This is a genomic window from Telluria sp. ZB4P34, from assembly GCF_059686055.1.
This window is the reverse complement of record NZ_JCASIF010000006.1, coordinates 57,269-83,217: the sequence shown is the minus strand read 5'-3', so window position 1 is coordinate 83,217 and position 25,949 is coordinate 57,269. Positions and strand designations below refer to the sequence as shown.

Sequence of the window (25,949 nt, the reverse complement as noted above, 5' to 3'; positions counted from 1 at the left end):
GAGAACGCCATGCGCCACCGACCACATCGGGCCCCGGTCCCGGCAGACATGAAGTGAACATGCTTACCTATGACGGTCAACGACATCCCGATCATCTCGTTTTTCCAGCGCGTGCTCGATCCCCTGATCATCATGGGGACCCTGTATCTCGCCACGCTGTACTACCAGGAGCCCTTTTCCGGCTATTCGCTGGTGCTGATGATCCTGGCCTTCTTCATTTCGTCGTCGGTCTACCAGCACGTCGATCCCTACCGCACCTGGCGCAGCGGGCGCATGCTGGCCTATGCGCGCGACACCGTGTTCGGCTGGTGCCTGACGATCGCCGTGCTGTACTTCCTGGGCTCGGCCAGCGGCCTGAAATATTTCTATGACGAGCGCGTGCTGCTGGCCTGGTTCATCGCCACGCCGGTGACGATCCTGGCGAGCCACCTGGCGGTGCGCAAGGCCACGGGCAGCCGCGACCGCTCGCGCGAAGTGCGCTCGATCGTCGTGGTCGGCGTCAATGATGTCGGCCTCAAGTTCGCCCGCGTATGCGAGCGCCATCCGAACCTGTTCATGGAAGTGTGCGGCTTCTTCGACGACCGCTCGGACGAACGCCGTCCAGCCAATATCGGCCATCCGGTGCTGGGCGGCATGGCCGACGTCTGCCAATACGTGCTCCAGCGCAACATCAAGATGATCTTCATCAGCCAGCCGATCTCGGCGCAGCCGCGCATCCGCAAGCTGATTGACGAGCTGAAGGACACCACCGCCTCGGTGTATTTCCTGCCCGACGTGTATGTGTTCGACCTGATGCAGGCCCGCTTCGACACGGTCGGCGGCATGCCCGTGATCGCGATCAGCGAGACCCCCTTCATGGGTTTCAACAGCGTGATCAAGCGCGGCAGCGACATCGTGATCGGCAGCCTGATCCTGCTGTTGCTGGCGCCGCTGATGCTGGTGATCGCCATCGCCGTCAAGCTCACCTCGACAGGGCCGGTGATCTTCCGCCAGCGCCGCTATGGCCTGTACGGCGAGGAAATCTATGTCTACAAATTCCGCTCCATGACCGTGACGGAGGACGGCCCGAACGTGGTGCAGGCCTCGAGGAACGACCAGCGCGTCACCCCGATCGGCGGCTTCCTGCGCCGCACCTCGCTCGACGAGCTGCCGCAGTTCATCAACGTGCTTCAGGGCCGTATGAGCCTGGTCGGGCCGCGGCCGCACGCAGTCGCGCACAACGAGCAGTACCGCAAGCTGATCAAGGGCTACATGCTGCGCCACAAGGTCCGCCCGGGGATCACCGGATGGGCCCAGGTGAACGGGTTGCGTGGCGAAACGGCGACGCTCGACAAGATGGAGGCGCGCATCCAGTACGACCTCAACTACCTGCGCAACTGGTCGCTGTGGCTCGACCTGTGGATCATCGTGAAGACCGTGAAGGTGGTGCTCACCCGCGAGAACGCCCACTGAGCGCCCACTGAGCGCCCACTGAGCGCCCACTGAGCGCCCGGCGGGCGCCGCGACGCAGGCCCGGCCGACGGCCGGAGCATCCGGGCGACGGACTGAACCCGGCATTGCAGGCGGGATCGAATAGCAGGATGATGGAAGTCCGGCTTCTGCGAAAAGTAAATAACTGCGTGCAACGTGCAGTTATTTACCAGTGAAAACACTTTAAATTCGGATTGGAAACAATTCACTTAAAGTCGACTTAAAAGCCACGCGCACGATTGGTCTCTTGTTTGCATGGCCACACGAGCTGCGTAGAATCGTTGATGAGTTTGCAACAGCCGGGGCTGGTTTCGTCTAGTTCCGCAAGGAAAACAATATGAAGAAAGCACTGATTACCGGCGTCACCGGCCAGGATGGTTCCTACCTGGCGGAGCTGCTGCTCGAAAAGGGCTACGAGGTCCACGGCATCAAGCGCCGCGCCTCGCTGTTCAATACCGCGCGCATCGACCACATCTACCAGGACCCGCACGCCGACAATCCGCGCTTCATCCTGCACTACGGCGACCTGACCGACACCTCGAACCTCACCCGCATCCTGCAGCAGGTGCAGCCCGACGAGGTCTACAACCTGGGGGCGATGAGCCATGTCGCCGTCTCCTTCGAATCGCCCGAATACACGGCCGACGTCGACGGCATCGGCACCCTGCGCCTGCTGGAAGCGATCCGCTTCCTCGGGATGGAAAAGAAGACCCGCTTCTACCAGGCATCGACCTCCGAGCTGTACGGGCTGGTGCAGGAAACCCCGCAGCGCGAAACCACCCCGTTCTATCCGCGCAGCCCGTATGCGGTCGCCAAGCTCTACGCCTACTGGATCACGGTGAACTACCGCGAGGCCTATGGCATGTATGCCTGCAACGGCATCCTGTTCAACCACGAATCGCCGCGCCGCGGCGAGACCTTTGTCACGCGCAAGATCACGCGGGCCCTGGCCAACATCGCCCAGGGCCTGGAACATCAGCTCTTCCTCGGCAATCTCGACGCGCTTCGCGACTGGGGCCATGCGCGCGACTACGTGCAGATGCAGTGGTTGATGCTGCAGCAGGACCAGCCCGAGGATTTCGTGATCGCCACCGGGCGCCAGTATTCGGTGCGCCAGTTCGTCGAGGTCGCGGCATCCGAGCTCGGTATCGAGATCGCCTGGCAGGGCCAGGGCGTCGACGAACGCGGCCTGGTGGCGGCCGTGCACGGCAACCGCGCCCCCGGGGTGGCGGTCGGGCAGCCGATCGTGGCCGTGGATCCGCAGTACTTCCGTCCGACCGAGGTCGAGACCCTGCTGGGCGACCCGAGCCGTGCGCGCGAGCGCCTCGGCTGGACACCGACCACCAGTTTCGAAGCGATGGTGCAGGAGATGGTGGCGCACGACCTGGACACGGCGCGCCGCCACAAGCTGCTCGCATCGCATGGCTACAACGTCGCACTTTCACTGGAGTAAACGTGTTGAACAATCCCCAGCCACAGCAGCAAAAGGGCGGCCAGGACGGCGCGCCCCGCATCTACGTCGCCGGCCATCGCGGCCTGGTCGGCTCGGCCATCGTGCGCGTGTTGCGCGCCCAGGGCCACACCGACATCGTCACCCGCACCCATGCGGAACTGGAACTGACCGACCAGGCCCAGGTGCGCGAGTTCTTCCGCACCGAGCGCATCGACCAGGTCTACCTGGCCGCGGCCAAGGTGGGCGGCATCCACGCCAACAATACCTATCCGGCCGAGTTCATCTACGACAACATGATGGTGCAGGCCAACGTGGTCCATGAGGCCTGGCGCGCCGGCGTGCGCAAGCTCCTGTTCCTCGGCTCCTCGTGCATCTACCCGCGCCTGGCGGCCCAGCCGATCCGCGAGGAATACCTGATGAACGGCATCCTCGAGCCCACCAACGAACCCTATGCGATGGCCAAGATCGCCGGCATCAAGCTGTGCGAGAGCTACAACCGCCAGTACGGCACCGACTACCGCAGCGTGATGCCGACCAACCTGTATGGCCCGGGAGACAACTATCACCCGGAAAACAGCCACGTGATCCCGGCGTTGCTGCGCCGCTTCCACGAGGCGCGCATGAACGAGGCGCCGGAAGTGGTGATCTGGGGCAGCGGCAAGCCCATGCGCGAGTTCCTGTACGTGGACGACATGGCGGCCGCCAGCGTCTACGTGATGAACCTGCCGCTCGACGTGTATGCGGCCAACACCGATCCGATGCATTCGCACATCAACGTCGGCACCGGCCAGGACGTCACGATCGCCGAGCTGGCGCAGCTGGTGGGCGAGACCGTCGGCTACCGCGGCCGCATCGTGTTCGATGCGGGCAAGCCGGACGGCACGCCGCGCAAGCTGCTCGACGTGTCCAAGCTGGCCGCGCTCGGCTGGCGCGCCAGCACCCCGCTGCAGCAAGGCCTGCGCCGCGCCTACGAAGCCTTCGTGGCGCAGCAGGACGAAGAAGCGGACCATGCCGGCGCCGAGGCCGGTACGCGGGACGTGCCGCCCGAATTGGTGGGGCGCGCGGGGGGACCGGCGGCGCGGGTGGCCGCATGAGAACCGCGCGCGGTTTCCGGCACAGTAGCAGAGTGTTAATTGACGAACAGAGAACGAAGCGTGCGGAACCCAGAATGGATGAGCCCTATTTTTTATCCTGACTTTATCCAGGCCGGATCCTGATCCGGGAGCCGGTCGCGAATAACAAAAGGAACAAGAGGCGGGCCCGCCCGCTAACCAACGTCGAGGAAACCATCTTGAAAACCTTCCATTTGGCAGCCAACCAAACCTCCTTCCCATCCCCGAAGCGCCTGCTGTCCGCGGCGGCGCTGGTGCTGTGCGCGGCAAGCCTGGCCGGCTGCAGCAAGGACGAAGCGCCCAAGGAGTCGAAGCCGGGCCAGGCGCTCGCCAGTGTCAACGGCGAAGAAATCACCGTGCTGCAGCTGAACGAAGAACTGCAGCGCCTGGGCGTGTCGGCCCAGCAGCAGCAGGTGGCGGGCAAGCAGGTGCTGCAAGCCCTGATCGACCGCGAACTGCTGGAGAGCGAGGCCGCCAAGGAAAAGCTCGACCGTGACCCGAAAGTGATGCAGGCCATCGAGCGCGCGCGGTCCCTGATCATCGCCCAGGCCTACATGCAGAAACGTCTCGGCGAGCCGGCGCGTCCGGCGCCGGCCGAAGTGGAAGACTATTTCAACAAGAACCCGCAGTTCTTCGCCAACCGCAAGCAGTTCGCCATGAACGAACTGATCATCAGTGCGAACGACCTGACCCCGGAAGTGCGCGCCGCCGCCGACAGCGCCAAGTCGCTGGAAGAAGTGGCTGTGTTCCTCGACGCCCGCAATATCAAGTACGGCCGCGCCCAGGTCACGCGCAGCACCGCCGACCTCAACCCGCAGCTGTCCGGCAAGCTGCTGTCCATGCCCAAGGGCCAGCTGTTCGTGGTCAAGGAAGGCGACCGCGCGATGCTGATCTCGATCGCCGAAGTGCGCGACGCGCCCGTCACGCTGGCCATCGCCGGCCCGCAGATCGGGCAGTACCTGATGAACAAGAAGAACAAGGAGCTGGCCGCCGCCGAGATCCAGCGCCTGCGCGGCACCGCCAAGATTGCCTACCTGAACAAGGAATTCGCGCCGAACCCGAACGCCCCGGCAGGAGGCGCGCCGGCGGCCGGCGCTCCGGCGCTCGCAGCCGACCCGGCCGCGAGCGCTGTCGCCGGCGCAGCCGCATCGGTAGCGCCGGCGCCCGATGCCGGCGCTACCGCCGACAAGGCCGCGCTCGAACGCGGCGTGGCGGGCCTGAAGTAATCGCCTCCATATGGGCAGCTTGGAAAGCCGTCGCGAGCGGCAGCACTGGCGTCCGAGAAGCGCTGCTGTACGAGTAGTACAGCGAGCATCACAGGGCGCCAGTGCAACGCGCAGCAGGCTTTACGGGCAGCCCGTCGATCAACACTAAAAACAGATATAAAAGGAGCAATCATGAAACGATTCGTCAAGTGGATGATGGCCGCCGCGCTCGTGCTGAGCATGGGTGTCGCGGGCGCAGCCGAAGTGTTGCTGGGACCGGGTGACGTGGTCAAGCTGTCCGTCTACGGCAGCCCCGACCTGGCGCTCGAGACGCGCGTCAGCGAAAGCGGCAACATCACCTTCCCGCTGCTGGGCCAGGTGGCGGTGGGCGGCCTGTCGGTGGCCGCGGCCGAGAAGAAGATCGGCGACCTGCTGGAGAAGGGCGGCTACCTCAAGAAGGCCCAGGTCAACATGCTGGTCACCACGCTGGCCAGCCAGCAGGTGTCGGTGCTGGGCTATGTCAACCGTCCGGGCCGCTACGCGGTGGAAGGGCGCCGCAAGGTGCTCGACCTGCTGGCCATGGCCGGCGGCATCCACGGCGACGGCGGCGACGTCATCAGCCTGGTGCGCACCCGCGACGGCAATACCACGCGCGAGACCATCGACGTGGTCGCCATGGTCCGCAATGGCGAACTGAACAAGGATTACGAAGTGGCCGGCGGCGACATCATCTATGTCGAGCGCGCGCCGCGCGCCTACGTCACCGGCGAAGTCCAGCGTCCGGGTCCGTTCCGCCTCGAACGCGGCATGACCGTGCAGCAGGCCGTCTCGGCCGGCGGTGGCTTGAGCGTGCGTGGCAGCAACAACGGCATGAAGATCACCCGCAAGGATGCCAGCGGCAACCCGGTGACGGTTGATGTCAAGGCAAACGATCCGGTGCAAGTAGACGATGTGATCGTTGTCCGGGAAAGCTGGTTCTGAGGTGTTGTTTTTACGTAGGGTGGGCGGATTTCCGCCCACGCGGCGATAGTTTGGTAATGAGTAGCCCCGCAGGCTGCAGTACCGTGATCTGGACGCGTGGGCGGGAGACCCGCCCACCCTACAAAAGTTCGTAGACTGCATTAGAAGCACCTGTTCCACCCGTTTTGTCCACCCGCTGTCAAAGGCATCTGATGCAAAGGTAAGGCCATGAACGTTCATCAATTCCTGCTCATACTTCTCGCCCGGAAGAAAATTATCCTGGGGACCCTGCTGGTGACGGTCCTGCTCGCGCTGGGCTGGAGCCTGATGCAGCAGAAGACCTACAAGGCAACCGCATCCGTGCTGCTGAACTACAAGGGCGTGGACCCGGTGAGCGGGCTGACCATGCCGGGCAACCTGATGCCGGGCTATATGGCCACCCAGATCGACATCATCAGCAGCAAGAACGTGGCGCTGCGGGTGGTCGACTCGCTGCGCCTGGCGTCGAGCCCGGCCGTGCAGGCGCAGTGGCGCGCGGCCAGCGAAGGACGGGGTTCAGCGCGCGACTGGCTGGCTGACCTGCTGCTCCAGAAACTCGAGATCATGCCGTCGCGCGAGTCGAGCGTGGTCGAGATCAGCTTCAAGGGCGCCGACCCGACCTTCGCCGCCGCCGTCGCCAATGCCTTCGCCGACGAATACCAGAAGATCAGCGTCCAGCTCAAGACCGAGCCGGCCAAGAAGGCGTCTTCCTACTTCAACGAACAGACCAAGCAGCTGCGCGACAACCTCGAAGCCGCGCAAGCCCGCCTGTCCAAGTACCAGCAGGAGAAAGGCATCGTCAGCCTCGACAACAACCGGGTCGACGTCGAGCTGTCGCGCCTGAACGAATTGTCGTCGCAGCTGGTCGCGGCCCAGACCCAGGCCATGGAAGCCAGCTCGCGCGAGCGCATGGCCACCGGCGTCGGTTCTCCGGACGTTGCCAACAACGCCTTGGTACAGAACCTGCGCGTCAGCCTGTCCAGCGGCGAAGCCAAGCTGGCCGAGGCGGGCTCGCGTTATGGCCGCAACCATCCGGTCTACCAGTCGGCGGCCGCCGAAGTGGGCAAGATGCGCGCCGAACTGAACGCCGCCCTGGGCAGCGTGTCGAGGAGCGTCGGTTCGAACGCCCAGGTCTACCGCCAGCGCGAGGCCGAACTGCGCGCCGAGCTGGCCGCCCAGAAGACCCGCGTGCTCGAGCTGAACCGCACCCGCGACGAACTCGGCGTGATGCTGAAAGACCTTGACAGCGCCCAGCGCGCCTACGACGCCGTCAGCAACCGCTTCTCCCAGACCCGCATCGAAGCCCAATCCGAGCAGTCGGACATCTCGGTGCTGAATCCGGCGGTGCCGCCGACCGCGCCGGCCGGCCCGCGCGTGCTGCTCAATACCCTGGTATCGATCCTGCTGGGCACCATCCTCGGCGTCGGCCTGGCCCTGATCCTGGAACTCATCAACCGCCCGGTGCGTTCGAGCGGCGACGTCAAGGACATGCTGGGCATTCCGGTGCTCGGCACCATCGAGTGGCGCATGAAGCGCCCGCGGTCCGGCGGCATCCGCGCGCTGATGACCCCGCGCCGCCTGTTGCGGCTGAACTGAAGCCTGCGCGCGCCGCTCCGACCGGCGCGTGTGCCGGCAGTGCATCCGAACCAACAAGAATAGGACAGGACCATGAACCCAACCGTGCTATCCGCAATGCCTTCCGGTGCTCCGCCGGGCCACGTATCACAGGGACATTCGCATGCCGATTCCAGCATGGGTGCGCTCCTGCTCGATTCCGGCAAGCTCACGCCGGAGAGCGCCGAGCGTGTCCTGCGCATGCAGAAGGACCTCGGGATCCGCTTCGGCGAGGCCGCCGTGCGCCTGGGGCTGGTGAGCGAGGACGACATCCAGCAGGTGCTGGCGCGCCAGTTCTCCTATCCCTACCTGCAGAAAGGCCAGACCAACCTGTCGCCCAAGCTGGTCGCCGCCTACGATCCGTTTTCGCCACAGGTGGAAGCCTTGCGGGCGATCCGCAGCCAGCTCATGTTGCGCTGGTTCGCGCGCGGACGGCGCGCCCTGGCAATCGCCGGCGTGACGCCGGAAGACGGTTCCAGCCTGTTCGCCGCCAACCTGGCGGTGGTGTTCTCCCAGCTGGGCGAGCAGACCCTGCTGGTCGACGCCAACCTGCGCAGTCCGCGCCAGCAGGAGATGTTCGGCATGAAGCCGCGCCAGGGCCTGTCCGACCTGCTGGCCGGGCGCGCCGACCTCGACGTGATCCAGCGCGTGCCGGCCTTCGTCGACCTGTCCCTGATGCCGGCCGGCACGCTGCCGCCGAATCCCCAGGAACTGCTGGCGCGCGAAGGTTTCCGCAATCTCAACACCCAGCTCGAGAGCCGCTACGACGTGGTGCTGTACGACCTGCCGCCCTTCGCGGCCGGCGCCGATGCGCTGGCGGTGGCCGGACGCGCCGGCGGGGTGCTGCTGGTGGCCTGCAAGCACCGCACCCGCATCTCCAACATCAGCCGCATGGCCGAGCAGATGGCCGAATCGGGCGCGGAAGTGGTCGGCTCGGTGGTAGTGGAGTTCTGAGATGACGACGGCAGCACAGAACCAGGCGGCGACCATGCCGCCGCAGCCGGCGCCTACGCTGGCAGGCACGCTCGGTGCGCTCCGGGCGTCGGTGCCGGAATGGTGGCCGGTCTTCGCCGGCCTGGCGATCCTGTTCGGACCCACCTTCTACGACCTTTTCACCGGCGCCTGGATCGGCGAGGAGCAGGGCCATGGCCCGATCATCTTCTTCCTGACCTTGTGGCTGATCTGGCGCAAGTGGCCCGACGTGATGGCGGCAGTCGGACCGGTGGCCGGAGGAAAAGCGGCCGGCAGCTGGAGCGGCTGGCCGGTGCTGGCCCTCGGCGTGATGTCCTACCTGCTGGGCCGCTCGCAGAAGATCCTGATGTTCGAGGTCGCTTCGATCGTAGTGGTGATGGCGGCCATCGTGCTGCTCAAGTTCGGCAGCCGCGCCCTGCGCGTGTTGTGGTTCCCGTTCTTCTTCATGCTGTTCCTGGTGCCGCTGCCGAGCGAACTGGTGGCGGCGGTGACGATGCCGATGAAGATGGCGGTGTCCTGGGTGACCGAGCACATCCTGTTCGCGCTGGGCTATCCGATTTCCCGTTCGGGCGTGGTGCTGCAGATGGGCCAGTACCAGCTGCTGGTGGCCGATGCCTGCGCCGGCCTGCAGACCTTGCTGACCTTGGAAGCGCTCGGCCTGTTCTACCTGAACCTGATGCGCCATCCGTCGGCCTTCCGCAACATCACGCTGGCGATCCTGATCATCCCGATCTCGTTCACGGCCAACGTCATCCGCGTGATCTCGCTGACCCTCATCACCTATTACTTCGGCGACGCCGCCGGCCAGGGCTTCCTGCACGGTTTTGCCGGCATGGTCCTGTTCGTCACTGCGCTGCTCCTGATCCTGGCGGTCGACAACGGCCTGCAGTGGTGGATCAAGCGCGGCGAGGGCAGCGGCAGCGGCGGCTCCGGACCCGGCCCGGGCGGCGGCCGCATGTCGGGCCCGCGGACGGGCCCCCTGAAGGAGGCAACATGAACCGTCGTTTCGCCATCAGCCTGGTGCTGGGCCTGGCCATGGCCGGCACCTCGGCGCTCACCGGCGCGCTCACGCCCAAGGCGCGGGTGCCGCAGGCCCACGAACAGTTCAGCCTGGAACAGATGATCCCGCAGCGCTTCGGCGACTGGCGCATCGACCCGTCCGTGGTGCCGCTCACGCCCGACCCCGAGCAGCAGAGCGTGCTGGAAAAGATCTACGACCAGACCCTGTCGCGCACCTACGTCAACGGCGAGGGACAGCGTGTGATGCTGTCGATCGCCTATGGCGGCGACCAGAGCAAGTCGCTACAGCTGCACCTGCCTGAGGTGTGCTACGTGGCCCAGGGCTTCCAGATGGTCAAGGAAGACGACGGCGCGCTGCCGACCCGGTTCGGCGAACTGCCGGTCAAGCGCCTGGTGGCGCGCCTGCATGAGCGCAACGAGCCGATCACCTACTGGATCACGATTGGCGAGCACGCCGCCCGCGCCGGCATCCAGCAGAAGCTGCGCCGCCTGGCCTACGGCCTGTCCGGCGAAATCCCGGACGGCATGCTGGTGCGCGTCTCGACCATCGGGGCCGACGACACCCAGGCCTACCGGGTGCAGGACCGCTTCGTGGCCGACATGCTGGGCGTGATGGCGCCGCGCGACCGCACCCGCCTGCTCGGCGCCGCGCTGGCGCCGGCCCAGGCGCAGGCGCAGGCGGAAGCACCGCCGCCGGCGCGCGGCTGAAGGGCAGGGCATGGCGCGGACGCATAGGAAAGGGCAACGCAAGCGATGAACCTGAACGCGATCATCCCGTACGTGTACTACTCGCTGCCCTGGGCCGTCGTGATCGGCCTGTCGGTGGCGATCGTGGCGGGGGTCGGCATCGGCCTGGCGTGGCCGCGTTTCCTGGTCTATCCCTACCTGGCGGTGTATTTCTGCATGAACTCGACCAGCTACGGGAACATGTCGATGTTCGCCATCCGCAGTATCTACAGCCGCGGTTCCGGCCAGTTGCTGTTCGGCCTGGTGCTGTGGTACGTGCTGGGCGCCTGGCTGTGCGCCCGGGTGGCCGCCACCTTCCAGCGCCATCCGACCCCGGCCTGCAACCTGCGCCCCTGGTTCTGGGCCTGGGGCGTGCTGCTGGCGTCCCACGTCGGCATCGGCCTGGTGTCCGGCGTCGGCGTGGCCGAGTCGCTCACGCCGCAAGGCTTCTCGAACATCATCTGGATGGCGCCGCTGATCTCGCTGTTGCTGCTGTCTTTCCGCACCCGCGAGCACGTGCTCGAGCTGACCCATTTCATCCTGCTCGTCGGCCTGTGCCGCGCCCTGTTCGGCCTGGCGCGCTGGGCCGCCTTCGGGGGCGACCCGAACAATGTGTACGCGAATTCGAACGCGGTCAATATCCGCCTGACCTTCTTCGACATCAACGACAGCCTGGTGTGCACGATCGCATTCGCCATCGCCGCCGTCCACCTGTTCCAGACGGTGAACATCGAGCGCCCGAAGTTCTGGCGCACGATCGAATGGATGACCCTGGTGTCCACCGCGCTGTGCATCCTGCTGTCGTACCGCCGCAGCGCCTGGATCGGCTTCCTGCTGGCCTTCCTGGTCATCATGATGCGCTTTCCGCTCAAGCGCCGCATGCAGCTGCTGACGGGCGGCGTGCCGGTGGTCGGGGCCGCGCTCGCCTATGTCGCGGTGCAGCGCCTGTCGCAGACCAAGGGGGCGGGCAGCGGCCTGTCGAGCCTGGTGTACGACATGCAGTCGCGCCGCTTCGGTCCGGAGAGCGAGCGCGTGCTCGAACTCAAGTTCGCCATGGCCGACTTCCTGTCCAATCCATTGACCGGGATCGGCACCTGGGGCCGCTACACCGGCTACCAGTACATCTCCTGGCAGAACAATCCCGACGGCGGCATGTTCCTGCACAGTGGCGCCCTGCACATCGCGCTCAAGAGCGGGCTGCTGGGCACCATCCTGCTGTTCGGCACCATCATCACCTTCGTGCTGTTCGCACGGCGCGCCCTGAAATCGCTGCCGCCCGAACTACTCGGGCTGGCCACGGCCGGGGTGGCGGGACTCGCCTTCATGATTCCCGACTTCCTGATCGGCACGCCGATCCCGCAAGTGCGCACCACCCAGATGCTGGCGCTCTGCCTGGCCCTGCCGTACCTGGCGATGGCGGTGGCCAAGGCGGCTCCGGCGCCCCGGCCGGCCTTGAAGCCCTTCGTGCCGCGTCCCCACCTGGTGCCCGCCTGATGAACCTGCGTCTTGCCCGCAATGCCTGGTCGAACCTGCTCGGCGCCGCGATCCCGGCGCTGGTCATGCTCGGCACCGTGCCGCTGGTCGTCAAGGGACTGGGCGACGCCAGCTACGGCGTGTACTCGCTGGTCACGGCCATCGTTGGTTACTTCGCCGTCATCGACATCAACGTCACCGCCGGCTCGGTCAAGTACATCGCGGAGCACAATGCACGCAAGGACGACGAGCGCATCTTCGAAACCATTTCCTTCGGCCTGGCCACGTATGCCGGCATCGGCGTGCTGGGGGCGCTCGGCCTGTTCTTCGGCGCGGGCTGGTTCGTGGGCGGCGTGTTCACCGTGCCGGCGGCGCTGGCGCCGGAAGCCGTTGCCACCCTCAAGCTGGCCGCGCTCGGATTCCTCGCCGGCCAGCTGCAGATATACCTGAACAGCGTTCCACAGTCGCTGATGCGCTACGACATCTGTGCGCGCCTCGAGATGGCCTTCGGCACGCTGGTGCCCCTGTGCACGGTCGGCGTGCTGCTGCTCGGCCATGGACTGTTCGAGGTGATCCTGCTGCGGGTGGCGGCTTCCACCGTCCACTGCACCATCCTGTGGAGAGCGATCCGGCGCCTGCTGCCCGCGATGCGCTGGCGTTGGCCGGGTTCGAGCTTCCGCAACGCGCTGCTCGGCTTCTCCGCCTATTCCTTCCTGTCGCGTTTCGCCTCGCTGTCGTATGCCCATGCCGACAAGCTGATCATCGGCGCCCTGGTCGGGGTGACCGGGCTGGCCTATTTCACCGTGGCGGCCACGCTGGCCAATCGCGTGCTGAGCCTGACCTTCCGCCTGTCGAGCGTGTTCTTTCCGGCCGCCAGCGCGCTGGCCGCGTCGGGCGAGCTGGTGCGCCTCGACCGGGTGTACCTGAAGGCGACGCGCTACGTGGTGTTCCTGAACGCGGCGATCCTGGTGCTGGTGGCGGTGTTCGCCCACCAGATCCTGGGCTACTGGATGAACGAGACCTTCGCCCGCAACGGCGCCATGGTGCTGGCCGTGATGGCCTTGTCGCAATTCGTCGACTCGCTCACCAGCCTGCCTTCGCTGGTCAACGACGGCATGGGCCATCCACGCGTGTCCGGCCTGTTCGCCGTCACCCGTGCCGTCGCCGGGCTGGGCATCGTGTGGATCGGCGTGGCAGGGTGGGGCATCGACGGCGCCGCCTGGGGCCACCTGGCCGCCTCGCTCGTGTTCACCAGCGCCTTCCTGTTGTACGTGCATGGCCGCACCGTGCCGACCACCCTCGCCAGCCTGCTGGGACAGGGCTATGCGCCCGGCCTGGCCGGCGTTGCGCTGGTGGCGATCGCGGCGGCGACGGCCGAGCAGCTGTTCGACCGCAGCGTGTGGGACTTCCTGTTCATCCTCGGGACCACGGTGCTGCTGCTGGGCGTGCACGGCCTGCTGTTCGTGCTCGAGCGCGACGACCGGCTGCTGGCCTGGTCGCGCCTCAAGGCCGGCTGGACCCGGTCGCAGCCGGCGGGTTGAGGCAGGGGCTGCAGTGAGCGGATTCTGCAAGGTGACACGAAAAGGAATGGCGGACATGGTAATGAGAAAACGGGGCTTGCGGAGAATGCGATGCGGATCCTGATGGTGTCGGAAGACCTGCCGGGCGAGAAGATCGGCGGCCTGGGCAAGCACGTGGTCACGCTCGCCAACCGCCTGCTGGCCGAAGGCCACGATGTCGAGATCCTGGGTCGCAACGACCGCGGCACGGCCGACAGTGCCGGACAGATCGGTTTTCGCGGCCATTTCCGCCCCGGCTTCGATTTCGCGCGCCCGGGCTGGAAGGAGCTGCAACTGGGCGTGTTCAACCCACTCAAGCGACCTTATTTCGCGCGCAAGATCGCGATGGCGATCAACCAGCACGCGCCCGGCTTCGACGTGGTGCACTACCACGGACACGTGCCGATGGTCGGGCTGCACGTGGAAGAGGGGATCAACTATGTGCAGACCCGCCACGACCAGGGCAGCGAATGCCTGACCCACTTGCGCTTTCGCGACGAGGCCGTGTGCGACAACCTGGTGCCGGGCGACTGCTCGGCCTGCATCGCATCGAAGGACAGGCCGGCCGGCCCGATGCGCAAGACCGTGACCGCAATCGCCGTCACCGGCTACCGTAGCCAGACCGCGCGCGCGTTTGCGCGCCACAAGACCGTGTTTGTCTCGGATTTCCTGCGCCGCCAGTTCCTGCGCGCCGTGCCGGGGGCCGACCTGTCGCGCTGCCGCGTGATCCACAACTTCGTCGACTATCCGCGCCTGCTGGACGTGGCGCGCCGGGCGCCGGCGCCGACGCCGGGCGAGGTGGTGCTGGTGGGACGGGTCGACGCCGGCAAGGGCTTCGGCGAGTTCCTCGCGGCCAGCGCCGGCCGGCTGCCCGCGCACGCGCGCCTGACGATCGCCGGCGACGGCCCGCTGCTTCCCGACATGCAGGCGCGCTACGGCGGCCCGCAGGTGGATTTCCTGGGCTGGCAAGACTACGACGCCGCGCTCGCACTGAGCGCGCGCGCCCACCTGTGCGTGGTGCCCTCGGTGTGCGAGGAAGCCTGCAGCACCACGGTGCTCGAAGCACTTGCGCTGGGCCGGCAGTGCGTGGCAATGGCGCGCGGCGGCACGCCCGAGCTGGCGGCCTACCAGCAGTACGACGGCCAGCTCCAGCTGGCCGACACGATGGACGAGCTGGTCGAGCGCGTGTGCGCCCAGCTTGCCGAACCACCACGGCTGCAGCCGCATGCGGCGCCGCCGGCCAGTTTCGGCGCCGATGCCGGGCGCCTTCTGCCTAAACTATTGGAACTGTATGCAGAGCAAACCAACCTTCTCGATCGTTACGTGCACCTGGAACAGCGCCGCCACGCTGGCTGATACCCTGGCATCGATCCAGGCCCAGACTTGCCAGGACTACGAACACATCTTCGTGGACGGCGGCTCCACCGACGGCACCCTGGACATGATCGCCGCCTATCCGGGCAACAAGCGGGTGCTGCGCGACGTCGGCGGGGGCATCAGCCGCGCCATGAACCAGGGCATCGAAGCGGCGCAGGGCGAGTATGTTGCCCACCTGCATTCGGACGACTACTACAACGGACCCGATGTGCTGGCAACCGTCAAGCGGGTGTTCGAGCGCGGCGGACCCGACGGCGCCCCACTTGACTGGGTGTACGGGAATATCCAGGTTTTGAAGGATGGCAAGATGGAACCACCGTATGCCATGCCGCCGTTTTCCTACCGCTCCTTCGTGGCCGGCCGGGCATCGATTCCCCATCCGGCGGTATTCGTTCGCAAGACAGCCTTCGAGCGGATCGGCATGTTCGACGAAAAGCTCAAGTATGCGATGGACATCGACCTGTGGCTGCGCCTTGGCGCGGAGTCGAGCCCGGCCCTGATCGACCAGCCGCTCACCGTCTTTCGCGACCATGCCGGCAGCGTTTCTTCCGCCAACAAGCTGAAGGCCCGCCAGGAAGAGTTCAGCGTACGCCGGCGCCACATGGACAAGTCGCCGCTCGCGTTCGGCATCTATTGCTTGCGTTACCTGAAACGGACACGCGAGCTGCAGACGGCGGTGCGCGTGGCGCCAGCCTCGTAGCCGGCTTCATGGCAAATTCGACAGCGTTGCCGAATTGTCTTTCCAAGCCTTTTACAACCATTAGAAGTCTGCAAATATAATTCGGTAAACGTTGATTTTTTGTCGTGGGATTTCCGCAAAGCAAGCAAAAAATCTTTGATTTCTTCGGAGAATTTGCCTGTGCTCAACTTACTTTGGGGTAGCATCACTCCATTGAAGTAAGTCATCGCCAGCCCTGGCAAGTTTGCAAAGCCATTTTGGAAACAGCGGAATGGCGCAAGGAATTCAGGATTTTTTTCTCGGAGTACCCACATGCAATTTCACCGCAAAGGCCTCCTGTCGGCTGTCGCTTTCGCCTCGCTGTTCGCGAGCGTCAATGTGCACGCCGACTGGGTCGCCTCCACCGACCCGCTGGTCGTCAAGGCCAAGCCCGAAATGAACCAGGTGCAGGCCCAGAATCCGCCGAGCTTCACCTGGGCGCGCCATGCCACGGGACCGGCCACCTACGAATTGGAAATCACGCCGGCCGGCGGCACCCCGACCAGGGTCGTCACCGACCGCAACTGGCACTTGCCGACGAAGGCACTGCCGCTCGGTAACTATACGTGGCGCGTGCGTCCCGCCGGGTCGGCCGACTGGTCGACGGCGCGCAGTTTTTCGATCACCAGCCGCTCGAATGTATTCGAGGTGCCGGATAACGCCACGCTGCGCGCCCGCATCCTGGCCAAGCCGCGTCCGCGTTCGTTGCCGGCCTCGGTAACGCCGGCCTCGACCTGGAACTACGCCAAGCGCACCGCGCTCGAGGCCTACACCAGCCGCCTGGCGAACGAAGTCAAGCTGCAGATCACGGCCGTACCGGCCCTGTCGGATTCGCGCTGGTCGATCATCATCAGCTCTCCCCTGACGGCTGCGATGGCTTCGCAGCAGACCGACGTGCGCCAGCGCATCAACGAAGCGACCCGCCAGATGGAAGCAGCGGCGCTCATGTGGCGTCTCAAGGGCGAAGCCATCTACCTGAACGAAGCGCTGAAGCGCGGCGACCAGCTGGCTGCGCTCGACCCTGCGGGTCCCACCAGCTACGTCAACCAGGACCAGGCCACGCGCCAGATCGCCTGGGGCCTTTCCAAGGTCGCCGACATGCTGGGCAGCTCGCTCGACGCGACCCGCAAGGCGCGCTGGATGGCATCGATCAAGACCCGCACGACCGAGATCTATAACAACCTGGCAGGCGACAACGGCCGTCTCGACCAGTACCCCTTCGATTCGCATGCGAACACCAGCCTGGTGTTCCTGGTGCTGATCTCGACCATGACCCTGGGCGACATTCCGGAAGCCCAGAAGTGGTTCGACTTCTCGTTCCGCGCCTATGCTAACAGCCCGACGCCGTGGAGCGGTCCGGAAGGCGGCTATGCCAACGGCACCGCGTATGCCGAGTATGCCGCGGGCTACCTGCTGGCGCTGTGGGATCCGCTGACCCATGCAAGCGGCGTGAATTTCTTCGCCAAGCCGTGGACCCTCGGCTTCCTCGATTTCGCGATGATGCTGGTTCCGCCAGGTTCGCGCATCCACTCCTTCGGCGACGGTTCCGAGACCAAGCCCGACATGCGCGTGTTCCGCGCCTTCGCGTCGCGCATGTCTTCGCCGCGCGCGGCCTGGTACGTGAAGAACACCACCGGCATGGAAGACGCGATGTCGCTGCTGTCCGCCGAGTATCCGCTGCCGGTGTCGTACACGACGACCACCCAGGCCCCGTCCAGCTCCGCGTACTACCCGAGCACCGGCTGGGTCGCCATGCATAGCGATATCGCGTCGACCAACCGCGTCTCGCTGGCATTCAAGTCCAGCCCCTATGGCTCGTTCAGCCACAGCCACGGCGACCAGAACGGCCTGCTGCTGTCGGTCGCCGGCCAGCCGCTGCTGGTCAAGGCCGGCTGGTACGACTGGTACGGTTCGCCCTATTGGACCGACTGGTACCAGCAGACCCGCTCGCAGAACGCCGTCACCTTCGACGGCGGCAAGGGCCAGCTGGTGAACGGCTACCGCGAGCGGCTCCAGCGCAACGGCCGCATCACCGCCTTCAGCGCCCAGCCTTCCTACGACTACACCGAGGGCGACGCCACGCCGTCCTACGGCGGACAGCTGGCGATGGCCAAGCGCCAGGTCTGGCACCTGCGCAATGCCGGCCATGCGATCCTGGTCCGCGACCGCCTGTCGAGCACGGTGGCCCGCACCTATGAGTGGAACATGCACACCCCGGTCATCATGGCGGTCGTGGATCCGCTCAACGTGAAAGTCGCCGCCGGCGGCCAGTCCGTCTGCGTGCGTTCCCTGAACCCGTCGGCGACCTTCGGCAAGTGGATCGGCCCGGGCGCCAAGGCCAACGTGGTGGAAGACCACGGCGCGTTCTACCTGAAGGCGGCCGCCAACGCCACCGCCGAATACCTGGTGCTGCTCGATGTCGGCTGCAAGAGCCCGGAAGTCAAGATCACCAGCTCGGGTTCGGTGCGCACCGTCACCGTGGCCGGCCAGGCAGTGACCCTGAACTGAGAACCGTACGCTGTCTCCCCGGCGCGCCGTGCTAGACTCGGCGCGCACCGGAAGTCCCCCGCGGCTTGCGCTGCGGGGGATTTTTTTTTGTGGCGTCCGCGCGCGTGGCCGCAGTCGAAGAGGATGGCGATGAAGCAGGTGTTCATGATCCATGCACACAAGGACCTCGACCAGGTCAACGCGCTGGTCGGCCAGCTGTGCGACCCGGATTTCATCGTCTACGTCCACCTCGACCGCAAGAGCCGCCTGGATCCGCGCGCGCTGCACCCGGCGGCGCATCCTGTGCGGCAACGCGTGGACGTGCGCTGGGGCGGGTTTTCGCAGGTGCGCGCCTCGCTCGATTCGCTGCGCCAGATCCTGGCCGAGCAGCCCGAGTTCGACAAGGTGATCTTTCTCTCGGCCCAGGACTTTCCGCTGCTGCCGAACTGCCTCCTCAAGCGCGAGCTCGAACGGCTGCGCGAGCGCGAGCTGCTGGAAACCGCAGCGATCGGCCCGCACGGATGGAACGTCGGGTTTCGCTACCAGTACTTCTATCCCGAAGGAGGCGGGCGCCTGGCGCGCATCGCTTGCGGCATCGCCAACCGGACGCTGCGCTTCGCCAATCGCCGGCGCCGGTTCCCGGAGGGGTTCACGCCCTACGGCGGCTCCTCCTGGTGGGCGCTGTCGCGTGCCTGCGTGAGCGAAGTGCTGCGACTGGCCGACGCCCATCCGCAGCTGCTGCGCTTCTTCCGCAGCGTGCAGTGCCCTGACGAGATGTTCTTCCAGACCCTGGTCATGCATTCGCGCTTCGCCGGGCGCGTCCTGTCGAACAACTACCGTTACGTACAGTGGCCGGAGCAGGGAGCGCGCAATCCCAAGCTGCTGGATGCGGGCGACTTCGAGCGCATCCGCGCCTCCGACGCCCATTTCTGCCGCAAGCTCGACAGCCAGGCCAGCGCCGCGCTGTTGCCGCAGCTGGTGCAATGGCGGGAGAGCAGGGCGCTCGCCGCCTGAATGGCAGGCGCGGCGCCCGGCTTTTGCGCCCTTGTGTGTTGCAGCGCACACTTGGCGGGAATGGCCGAAGCGTGCGGGCCGGACGCTGGGCTAGAATCGGCTGGTCCGACTCATCGTTACAGACCGCATGCGCAAGCCCCTGTCGATTGCCTTCATCGTTCGCGATCCCTTGCCGCCCACGCGCGCCGACGTGCTGACCCTGTTCGGCGCCGAAATGCCGCGCTATGGCCTGCACACCGAACTCGTCGGACAGTCCGGCGGGGAGCCTTCCGCAGGCGCGGCGCCCACCGCAGCCTGGGGCGCGGGCGGCATGCACACGGTGGGCAACCTGCGCTCGCGCTTTGCCAGCATCCTGTCGCCGCTGTGGGACCTGCGCGGCCTGCTCCGGGCCCGCCGCCGCGGCCGTCCCGATTGCATCCAGGTGCGCGACAAGATCGCATCCGGCCTGCTCGGCCGCCTCGCCGCGGCGCTGCTGCGCGTCCCCTTCGTCTACTGGATGTCGTTCCCGATCGTCGAAGGCTTCGAGGTGCGGCGCGACCAGATCGGCGCCAGCAGGGGGGGACTCAAGGGAAGGCTGCTCTGGCTCGCGCATGGCGTGCGCGCGGCGGCCTCGCGCTTCGTCATCTACCGCCTGGTGCTGCCCGGCGCGCGCCATATTTTCGTGCAGAGCGACGCCATGGCCGACTGGCTGGCGGCGCAAGGTTTCGACCGGGGGCGCATGACAGCGGTGCCGATGGGCGTGGACGCGGCCCTGTTCGACCGCGCCACCATCGCGCCAGTCATTGACGCCCGCCTGGACGGGCGCCGCGTCGTCCTCTATCTCGGGCGTATCGCCAGGGCGCGCCATTCCGACTTCCTGCTCGACGTGGCCGAAGCGCTGAAGCAGGCGCTGCCGGACGCGCTGCTGGTCATCGCCGGGGACGCGCCGTCCGACGACGAAATGGCCTGGATGCGGGACGAAATCGCGCGCCGCGGCATCGGCGAGCACGTGTTGCTCACTGGATGGCTGCCCCAGCGCACCGCGCTCGGCTATGCGGTGCGGGCCGAAGTCGGCCTGTCGCCGATCCCGCGCGGCGCCCTGTTCGACGTCTCCTCTCCCACCAAGCTGGTCGAGTACCTGGCGCTGGGCATTCCCAGCGTGGCCAACGACATTCCCGACCAGGCGCTGGTCATCCGCGAGAGCGGGGCAGGTCTCTGCGTCCCGATGGACGCGGCTGCGTTCGCCGAAGCGGTGCGGGGGCTGCTGGCCGACCCGCAGCTTGCCGCCGACTTCGCGCAACGTGGTCCGGCGTACGTAAGAAGCCATCGGACCTATGCTATCCTCGGACGAATAGTTGCAGAAAAGTACACAAACATCCTGTCGGAGCGGAACTGATTGGCGCCGCACCGCACTGCCGCGCTCCATTTACCGGCCTGGCGGTCCATCGGTGCGCCGTTCTGCGCGCCGGGTAGGGGTCGAATCGTGCGCAGCTCCACAAAAAAGTTGTTGTACTATCCAAAACAATTTCTCTATTGCAAACACTTAGGGGGCGAGGCATGAAGCAGGCGACGGCCCAGGCAGCCCCTGCGCTGAGGCGGGCAGCGCCCCGCGTGCTCATGCTGGGAACCGATCCGCAGGGGCGGGGCGGCGTTGCCACCGTCGTTTCGCTGTTGCAGCAACATGGTTTGTTCGAACGGGAGGGCGTCTGCTACGTGTCCACCCATGTCGAAGGGTCGCGCACAGCCAAGCTGGTCACGGCCGTCAAGGGACTCGGCCGCACGCTGGCCTGCCTGGCGCGGCGCCCGCAGGTGGTGCATGCGCATGCCGCCTCGCACGCCAGCTTCGTCCGCAAGTCGCTGCTGCTGGCGCTGGCGCGCATGGCGGGGTGCAAGACCGTGTTTCACCTGCACGGCGGCGGCTTCGACAGCTTCGTGGCGCATGCCGGCAAGCCGATGCGGCGCTGGATCCGCCATACCCTGGAGGCGAGTTCGGTCGTCATTGCCCTGTCTGCCCGCTGGGCCGACTTCCTGCGGGAGTTCGCACCGGGCGCCGAGGTGGTGGTGATTCCGAACTCGGTGCCCCTGCAGCCTGCGGGGGGCGGGCAGGTCCGGCCCGGACGGATTCTTTTTCTGGGGCAGGTAACGAACTACAAGGGCGTCTACGAACTGGTCGAGGCGCTGGCGCAGCTGAAGGACGCGTTTCCCCGGGTGGAGCTGGCCATCGGCGGGCAGGGTGAACTGGCGCAACTGAGACGGCACGCGGAAGCCTTTGGTGTTGCGGATCGAATTGTCGAGCTGGGCTGGGTGGACGGCGCCCGCAAGGCGCAGGAGCTGGCGCAAGCGGCGATCTTCTGCCTTCCGTCGCATGCCGAAGGCTTGCCGATGGCAATGCTGGAAGCGATGGCGGCAGGCAAGGCCATTGTGGTGAGCGCGGTGGGAGGCATTCCGGAAGCGGTGCGCGATGGCGAGAACGGCGTGCTGGTTGCGCCGCGCGACGCTACGGCATTGGCGCAGGCCCTGGGCCGGCTGCTGGCCGATGAAGAGGGGCGCCTGCGCCTGGGCGCCCGCGCCCGCGCCACCGTCGAAGCGCGCTTCGAATCGGGCGTCGTGATGGGACAGATTTCGGCGGTGTACCAGAACCTGCGCAGGCCGCGCGACAGCGGCGCAAGCGCGTGAGCAAGACCACGTCAAGGAATGACGGACGATCGGTAAATCGATAACTACGCGATAACTAAGCGATAACGACGCGATAACGACGCGATGACGGCGTCAACTCGCATGGCAGGGGGGAAATGAACGCAACAGTGAGACTCGGATGGCTGGTGAACCGGCTGCGCTGCATGTCGGTGGCGGAAGTGGGCTACCGCGTCCGCCAGGCGGCGGCAACCAGGATGGGACGCCGCATGGCGGGCCGCACGGCGCCCGTGCCGCTGCCGCGCGCCCGCACGCTGGCCGTCGAGGGCGCCCCCGCGCTCGAAAAGCGCGAGGTCGAGGCCTTGCTGCTCGACGCCGACCGCATCTGCGCCGGCCATGTGGTGCTGTTCGCCGAGCGCCGCTTCGACGTCGGCGTACCCGCGGCCTGGAACCGCGACCCCGACACCGGCGTCGTCGGCCCCTCGATCTATGCGGGCGACATCCCGATCACGAACCGCGAGCTGGTCGGCGACATCAAGCACGTGTGGGAGCTGAACCGCCACCTGCACCTGGTGCGCCTGGCCCAGGCATGGACGCTGGAGCGCGATCCGCGCTGGCTGCACGCGCTCGAGCAGCAGCTGCGCAGCTGGCTCGACCAATGCCCGCCGCTGACTGGCCCCAACTGGACCAGTTCGCTGGAACTGGGCATTCGCCTGATCAACTGGAGCCTGGTGTGGCAGCTGGTAGGCGGCGAGAACAGCCCCTTGTTCGAGGGTGACGCCGGCCAGAAGCTGCGCGCCGACTGGCAGGACAGCATCCATGCCCACTGCCGCACGATCGCCCGCCACCTGTCGCGCCATTCCTCGGCCAACAACCACCTGATCGGCGAGCTGGCCGGCCTGTACGCCGGCGCCAGCACCTGGCCGTGCTGGAAGGAGTCCGCCGGCTGGCTCGACCAGGCGCGCCGCGAGCTGGAACGCGAGGCCGTACTGCAGTTCTCGCGCGACGGCGTCAACCGCGAGCAGGCCTTCGCCTATCACATCTTCTCGAGCGAGTTCCTGTTCGTGGCCGGCCTGATGGGCCAGGCCTGCGGCCAGCCTTTCCCGCGCCCCTACTGGGCCTCGCTGCAGCGCGCGCTGCGCTTCCTGCGCTCGGTGCGCGACGTGGGTGGCAATGTGCCGGCGGTGGGCGACGCCGACGACGGCTGCGTGTTCCGCCTCGACGCGGCGGGTAGCGACCGCGCCGCCCAGCTGCTGGCGCTGGGCGACACCGTATTCGGTGCAGCACCCGATACCCACCCGGGCGTGCGCTGGCTGCTGCACGCGCTGCCCGGTTCGCGCCCGGATTGCGATCCGCACGAGGTGGACACGGGCTGGGCCTTCCCGGACGGCGGCTACCTATTGTTCGGCAACCATTTCGGCGAGCACCAGGAAATCAAGGGTATGCTTGATTGCGGCCCCCTGGGCTACCTCGGCATCGCCGCCCACGGCCACGCCGACGCGCTGGCCTTGAGCCTGTCGGTGGCGGGCGAGGAATGCCTGATCGATCCCGGCACCTATTCCTACTGGCAGGAGCAGAAGTGGCGCGACTATTTCCGCGGCACCTCGAGCCACAATACCGTGCGCATCGACGGCCTCGACCAGTCCGTGAGCGGCGGGCGCTTCATGTGGCTGCGCAAGGCCCAGGCCCGCATCGAGCGCATGCCCAGCAGCCCGGGCGACTTCGATTTCCGCGGCTCGCACGACGGCTATACCCGCCTGCCGGACCCGGTGCGCCACATGCGCAGCGTGCGCTTCGACAGCGCCGGCAATACCCTGGTCGTGCGCGACGAAGTGTCGGCGCGCAAGCAGCACAAGGTCGAGCTGTTCTGGCACTTCGCCCCCGGGCTCGACGTGCGCCTGACCACCCATGGCCTGTCGGTGCGCGGCGAGCGCTTCGTGCTGCAGATGCAGGCGAGTGGGGCGGACCTGCAGCTGGAACTGGTGCGCGGCGCCGAGAACCCGCCGCTTGGCTGGTGCTCGCGCACCTACGAATCGAAGCAGCCCTGCGAAGTGCTCCGGATCACGACCGTATCGTCCGCCGTTCCTGTCGAATGCAGGTTTACAATAACGTTCCTGCATTAACAAAATGTTATCCATAGGAAAGTTGCAATGCTGATATATCTTGTTGCGGGTGCCCGTCCGAACTTCATGAAGATTGCGCCGATCGTCCGCGCCCTGCAGGCGCAGTCGGTCCTCACATTCAAGATCATCCACACCGGACAGCACTACGACCGCGAGATGAATGAGGTCTTCTTCGAGGAGCTCGGCATTCCGCAGCCGGACGTGTTCATGGCCGCCGGCGGCGGCAGCCACGCCCAGCAGACCGCCAAGATCATGCTCGGCTTCGAGGAGCTGTGCGAAACCGAGCGGCCGGCCGCGGTGCTGGTGGTGGGTGACGTCAACTCAACCCTGGCCTGCTCGATCGTGGCCAAGAAGCTGCAGATTCCGGTGGCCCACGTCGAAGCCGGCCTGCGCAGCGGCGACATGGCCATGCCGGAAGAAATCAACCGCCTCGTCACCGACAGCATCTCCGACTGGTTCTTCGCCACCGAGCCGGCCGCTTGCGAGCACCTGCGCCGCGAGGGCAAGCCCGAATCCGCCGTGCACTACGTCGGCCACGTCATGGTCGACAACGTGCTGTACCAGGCCGAGAAGCTGTCGCAGGCCGACACCTCCGGCTTCGAGACGAGCGCCTTCAAGGCGCAGCGACAGGCGGCAGGCGAGCGCTACGGCGTGGTGACCCTGCACCGCCCCAGCAACGTCGACGAACCCGAAACGTTTACCCGCATCGCCGGCGCGCTCAAGGAGATCGCGCAGGACCTGCCCCTGGTCTTCCCGGTCCACCCGCGCACCCGCGCCAATATCGAGAAGTTCGGCATCGACCTCGGGCCGAACGTCACCCTCGCCGGTCCGCAGGCCTACATGGCCTTCCTCAACCTGTGGAAGGACGCCGCCGTGGTGCTGACCGACAGCGGCGGCATGCAGGAAGAAACGACGGCGTTGGGCGTGCCTTGCGTCACGATCCGCGAGAACACCGAACGTCCGGTGACCGTCGAGGAAGGCTCCAACGTCCTGGCCGGCACCGATCCGCACGCCATCGTCCGTGAAACCCGCAAGGTGCTGCGCGGCGAAGGCAAGCAGGGCCGCCGCCCGCACCTGTGGGACGGTAGGGCGGCCGAACGCATCGTCGCGATCCTGGCGCGGGAAATCGCGGCAGGCGCCGCCACGGCTACTGCACCCACTGCAAAGGAAGCCGCATGAACGAACGGATCACCCTGATGGGCTGTCAGGTCGACAACCTGACGATGGAAGAAACGCTGGGCAAGGTCGAAGGCTTCATCCAGACCGGCCTGCCGCACCAGCACGTGGTGGTCAACGTGGACAAGCTGGTCAAGGCCAGCCGCGACCCGGAACTGCGGCAGATCATCAACGACTGCGCCCTGGTCAACGTGGACGGCATGCCGGTGGTGTGGGCGTCGCGCCTGCTCGGCAAGCCGCTCAAGGAAAGGGTGGCCGGGGTCGACCTGTTCGAGGCCCTGATGCGGCGCGCCGGCGAGAAGGGCTGGCGCGTGTTCCTGCTGGGCGCGCGCGAGGAAGTCGTGAGCAAGGTGGCCGAGACCTATTCCCGCAAATACCCGCGCCTGGTCCTGGCCGGCTACCGCAACGGCTACTGGAAGGGCGAGGAGGAGGAACAGGCGGTGGCCGAGCAGATCCGCGCGAGCCAGGCCGACCTGCTGTTCGTGGCGATCAGCTCGCCCAAGAAAGAACAGTTCCTCGGCAAGTACCAGGCCCATATGCGGATCCCCTTCGCCATGGGCGTCGGCGGCACCTTCGACGTCGCCATCGGCAAGGTCAAGCGGGCCCCGCTCTGGATGCAGAAGTCCGGACTCGAATGGTTCTACCGCTTCCTGCAGGAGCCACGCCGCATGTTCCGGCGCTACTTCATCGAAGACATGGCCTTCATCGGCCTGTTGTTCAAGGAAGCGCTCAAGCGCCGCCAGGCCGGGCCGGGATAGGGCGGCCATCGACGCCTCCCGGCGACAAGACGGGAACGCCGTCCGCACCACGCGAGGCCGTGACCATCATGCGCCGCCCG

At 66.4% G+C, this 25,949-nt stretch carries 20 protein-coding genes; all 20 read left to right on the top strand.

Going from position 1 to position 25,949, the window contains the following annotated elements; genetic code table 11:
- The first annotated feature begins 69 nt into the window (after positions 1-69).
- The 20 genes from AC56KL_RS12525 to AC56KL_RS12430 all read left to right on the top strand — a co-directional run bounded on the left by AC56KL_RS12525 (position 70) and on the right by AC56KL_RS12430 (position 25,869).
- Positions 70-1,452, top strand: a complete 1,383-nt coding sequence (locus AC56KL_RS12525; protein ID WP_497180486.1) for an undecaprenyl-phosphate glucose phosphotransferase — start codon at positions 70-72, stop codon at positions 1,450-1,452.
- Between the two features lie 355 nt (positions 1,453-1,807).
- Complete coding sequence (gene gmd, locus AC56KL_RS12520; protein ID WP_497180485.1) at positions 1,808-2,923, top strand: GDP-mannose 4,6-dehydratase; 1,116 nt, start codon at positions 1,808-1,810, stop codon at positions 2,921-2,923.
- 2 nt (positions 2,924-2,925) lie between these two features.
- A complete protein-coding gene (fcl, locus tag AC56KL_RS12515) occupies positions 2,926-4,017 on the top strand; it encodes a GDP-L-fucose synthase (RefSeq protein ID WP_497180484.1) in 1,092 nt (363 codons plus the stop codon).
- A gap of 197 nt (positions 4,018-4,214) precedes the next feature.
- Entirely contained in the window at positions 4,215-5,261 is a 1,047-nt protein-coding gene (locus AC56KL_RS12510) for an EpsD family peptidyl-prolyl cis-trans isomerase (RefSeq protein ID WP_497180483.1), read from the top strand.
- 171 nt (positions 5,262-5,432) lie between these two features.
- Positions 5,433-6,221: a polysaccharide export protein EpsE gene (gene epsE / locus AC56KL_RS12505; protein WP_497180482.1), complete on the top strand. Its 789-nt coding sequence runs from the start codon at positions 5,433-5,435 to the stop codon at positions 6,219-6,221.
- A 207-nt stretch (positions 6,222-6,428) separates the two neighbouring features.
- On the top strand, positions 6,429-7,835 hold the full coding sequence (gene epsF, locus AC56KL_RS12500) for a chain length determinant protein EpsF (protein ID WP_497180481.1): 1,407 nt from the start codon (positions 6,429-6,431) through the stop codon (positions 7,833-7,835).
- A gap of 156 nt (positions 7,836-7,991) precedes the next feature.
- Positions 7,992-8,807, top strand: coding sequence for a chain length determinant protein tyrosine kinase EpsG (gene epsG, locus AC56KL_RS12495; protein WP_497180480.1), 816 nt, complete (start codon positions 7,992-7,994; stop codon positions 8,805-8,807).
- Between the two features lies 1 nt (position 8,808).
- Entirely contained in the window at positions 8,809-9,822 is a 1,014-nt protein-coding gene (gene xrtB / locus AC56KL_RS12490; RefSeq protein WP_497180479.1) for an exosortase B, read from the top strand.
- Positions 9,819-10,553 (top strand): exosortase-associated protein EpsI, B-type, encoded by a 735-nt coding sequence (gene epsI / locus AC56KL_RS12485; protein WP_497180478.1) that lies wholly within the window; start codon positions 9,819-9,821, stop codon positions 10,551-10,553. The genes xrtB and epsI overlap by 4 nt, the downstream gene beginning before the upstream one ends.
- Positions 10,554-10,598: 45 nt before the next feature.
- Positions 10,599-12,065, top strand: coding sequence for an O-antigen ligase family protein (locus tag AC56KL_RS12480; RefSeq protein ID WP_497180477.1), 1,467 nt, complete (start codon positions 10,599-10,601; stop codon positions 12,063-12,065).
- Positions 12,065-13,585, top strand: a complete 1,521-nt coding sequence (locus tag AC56KL_RS12475; protein WP_497180476.1) for an oligosaccharide flippase family protein — start codon at positions 12,065-12,067, stop codon at positions 13,583-13,585. Before AC56KL_RS12480 ends, AC56KL_RS12475 begins: the two co-directional genes overlap by 1 nt.
- Positions 13,586-13,675: 90 nt before the next feature.
- Positions 13,676-14,959 carry a glycosyltransferase family 4 protein gene (locus tag AC56KL_RS12470; RefSeq protein WP_497180475.1) on the top strand — a complete coding sequence of 428 codons (1,284 nt, stop codon included), beginning with the start codon at positions 13,676-13,678 and terminating at the stop codon, positions 14,957-14,959.
- Entirely contained in the window at positions 14,895-15,680 is a 786-nt protein-coding gene (locus tag AC56KL_RS12465) for a glycosyltransferase family 2 protein (RefSeq protein ID WP_497180474.1), read from the top strand. The genes AC56KL_RS12470 and AC56KL_RS12465 overlap by 65 nt, the downstream gene beginning before the upstream one ends.
- A 291-nt stretch (positions 15,681-15,971) precedes the next feature.
- Positions 15,972-18,206, top strand: coding sequence for a DUF4962 domain-containing protein (locus tag AC56KL_RS12460; RefSeq protein WP_497180473.1), 2,235 nt, complete (start codon positions 15,972-15,974; stop codon positions 18,204-18,206).
- Positions 18,207-18,350: 144 nt separating this feature from the next.
- Positions 18,351-19,199: a beta-1,6-N-acetylglucosaminyltransferase gene (locus AC56KL_RS12455; RefSeq protein ID WP_497180472.1), complete on the top strand. Its 849-nt coding sequence runs from the start codon at positions 18,351-18,353 to the stop codon at positions 19,197-19,199.
- Positions 19,200-19,326: 127 nt separating this feature from the next.
- A complete protein-coding gene (locus AC56KL_RS12450; protein ID WP_497180471.1) occupies positions 19,327-20,574 on the top strand; it encodes a glycosyltransferase in 1,248 nt (415 codons plus the stop codon).
- A 161-nt stretch (positions 20,575-20,735) separates the two neighbouring features.
- Positions 20,736-21,854 carry a glycosyltransferase family 4 protein gene (locus AC56KL_RS12445; protein ID WP_497180470.1) on the top strand — a complete coding sequence of 373 codons (1,119 nt, stop codon included), beginning with the start codon at positions 20,736-20,738 and terminating at the stop codon, positions 21,852-21,854.
- A gap of 128 nt (positions 21,855-21,982) precedes the next feature.
- Positions 21,983-23,935: a heparinase II/III family protein gene (locus AC56KL_RS12440; protein WP_497180469.1), complete on the top strand. Its 1,953-nt coding sequence runs from the start codon at positions 21,983-21,985 to the stop codon at positions 23,933-23,935.
- A gap of 27 nt (positions 23,936-23,962) precedes the next feature.
- Positions 23,963-25,114: a non-hydrolyzing UDP-N-acetylglucosamine 2-epimerase gene (wecB, locus tag AC56KL_RS12435; protein WP_497180468.1), complete on the top strand. Its 1,152-nt coding sequence runs from the start codon at positions 23,963-23,965 to the stop codon at positions 25,112-25,114.
- On the top strand, positions 25,111-25,869 hold the full coding sequence (locus tag AC56KL_RS12430; protein WP_497180467.1) for a WecB/TagA/CpsF family glycosyltransferase: 759 nt from the start codon (positions 25,111-25,113) through the stop codon (positions 25,867-25,869). Before wecB ends, AC56KL_RS12430 begins: the two co-directional genes overlap by 4 nt.
- Positions 25,870-25,949 lie beyond the last annotated feature (80 nt).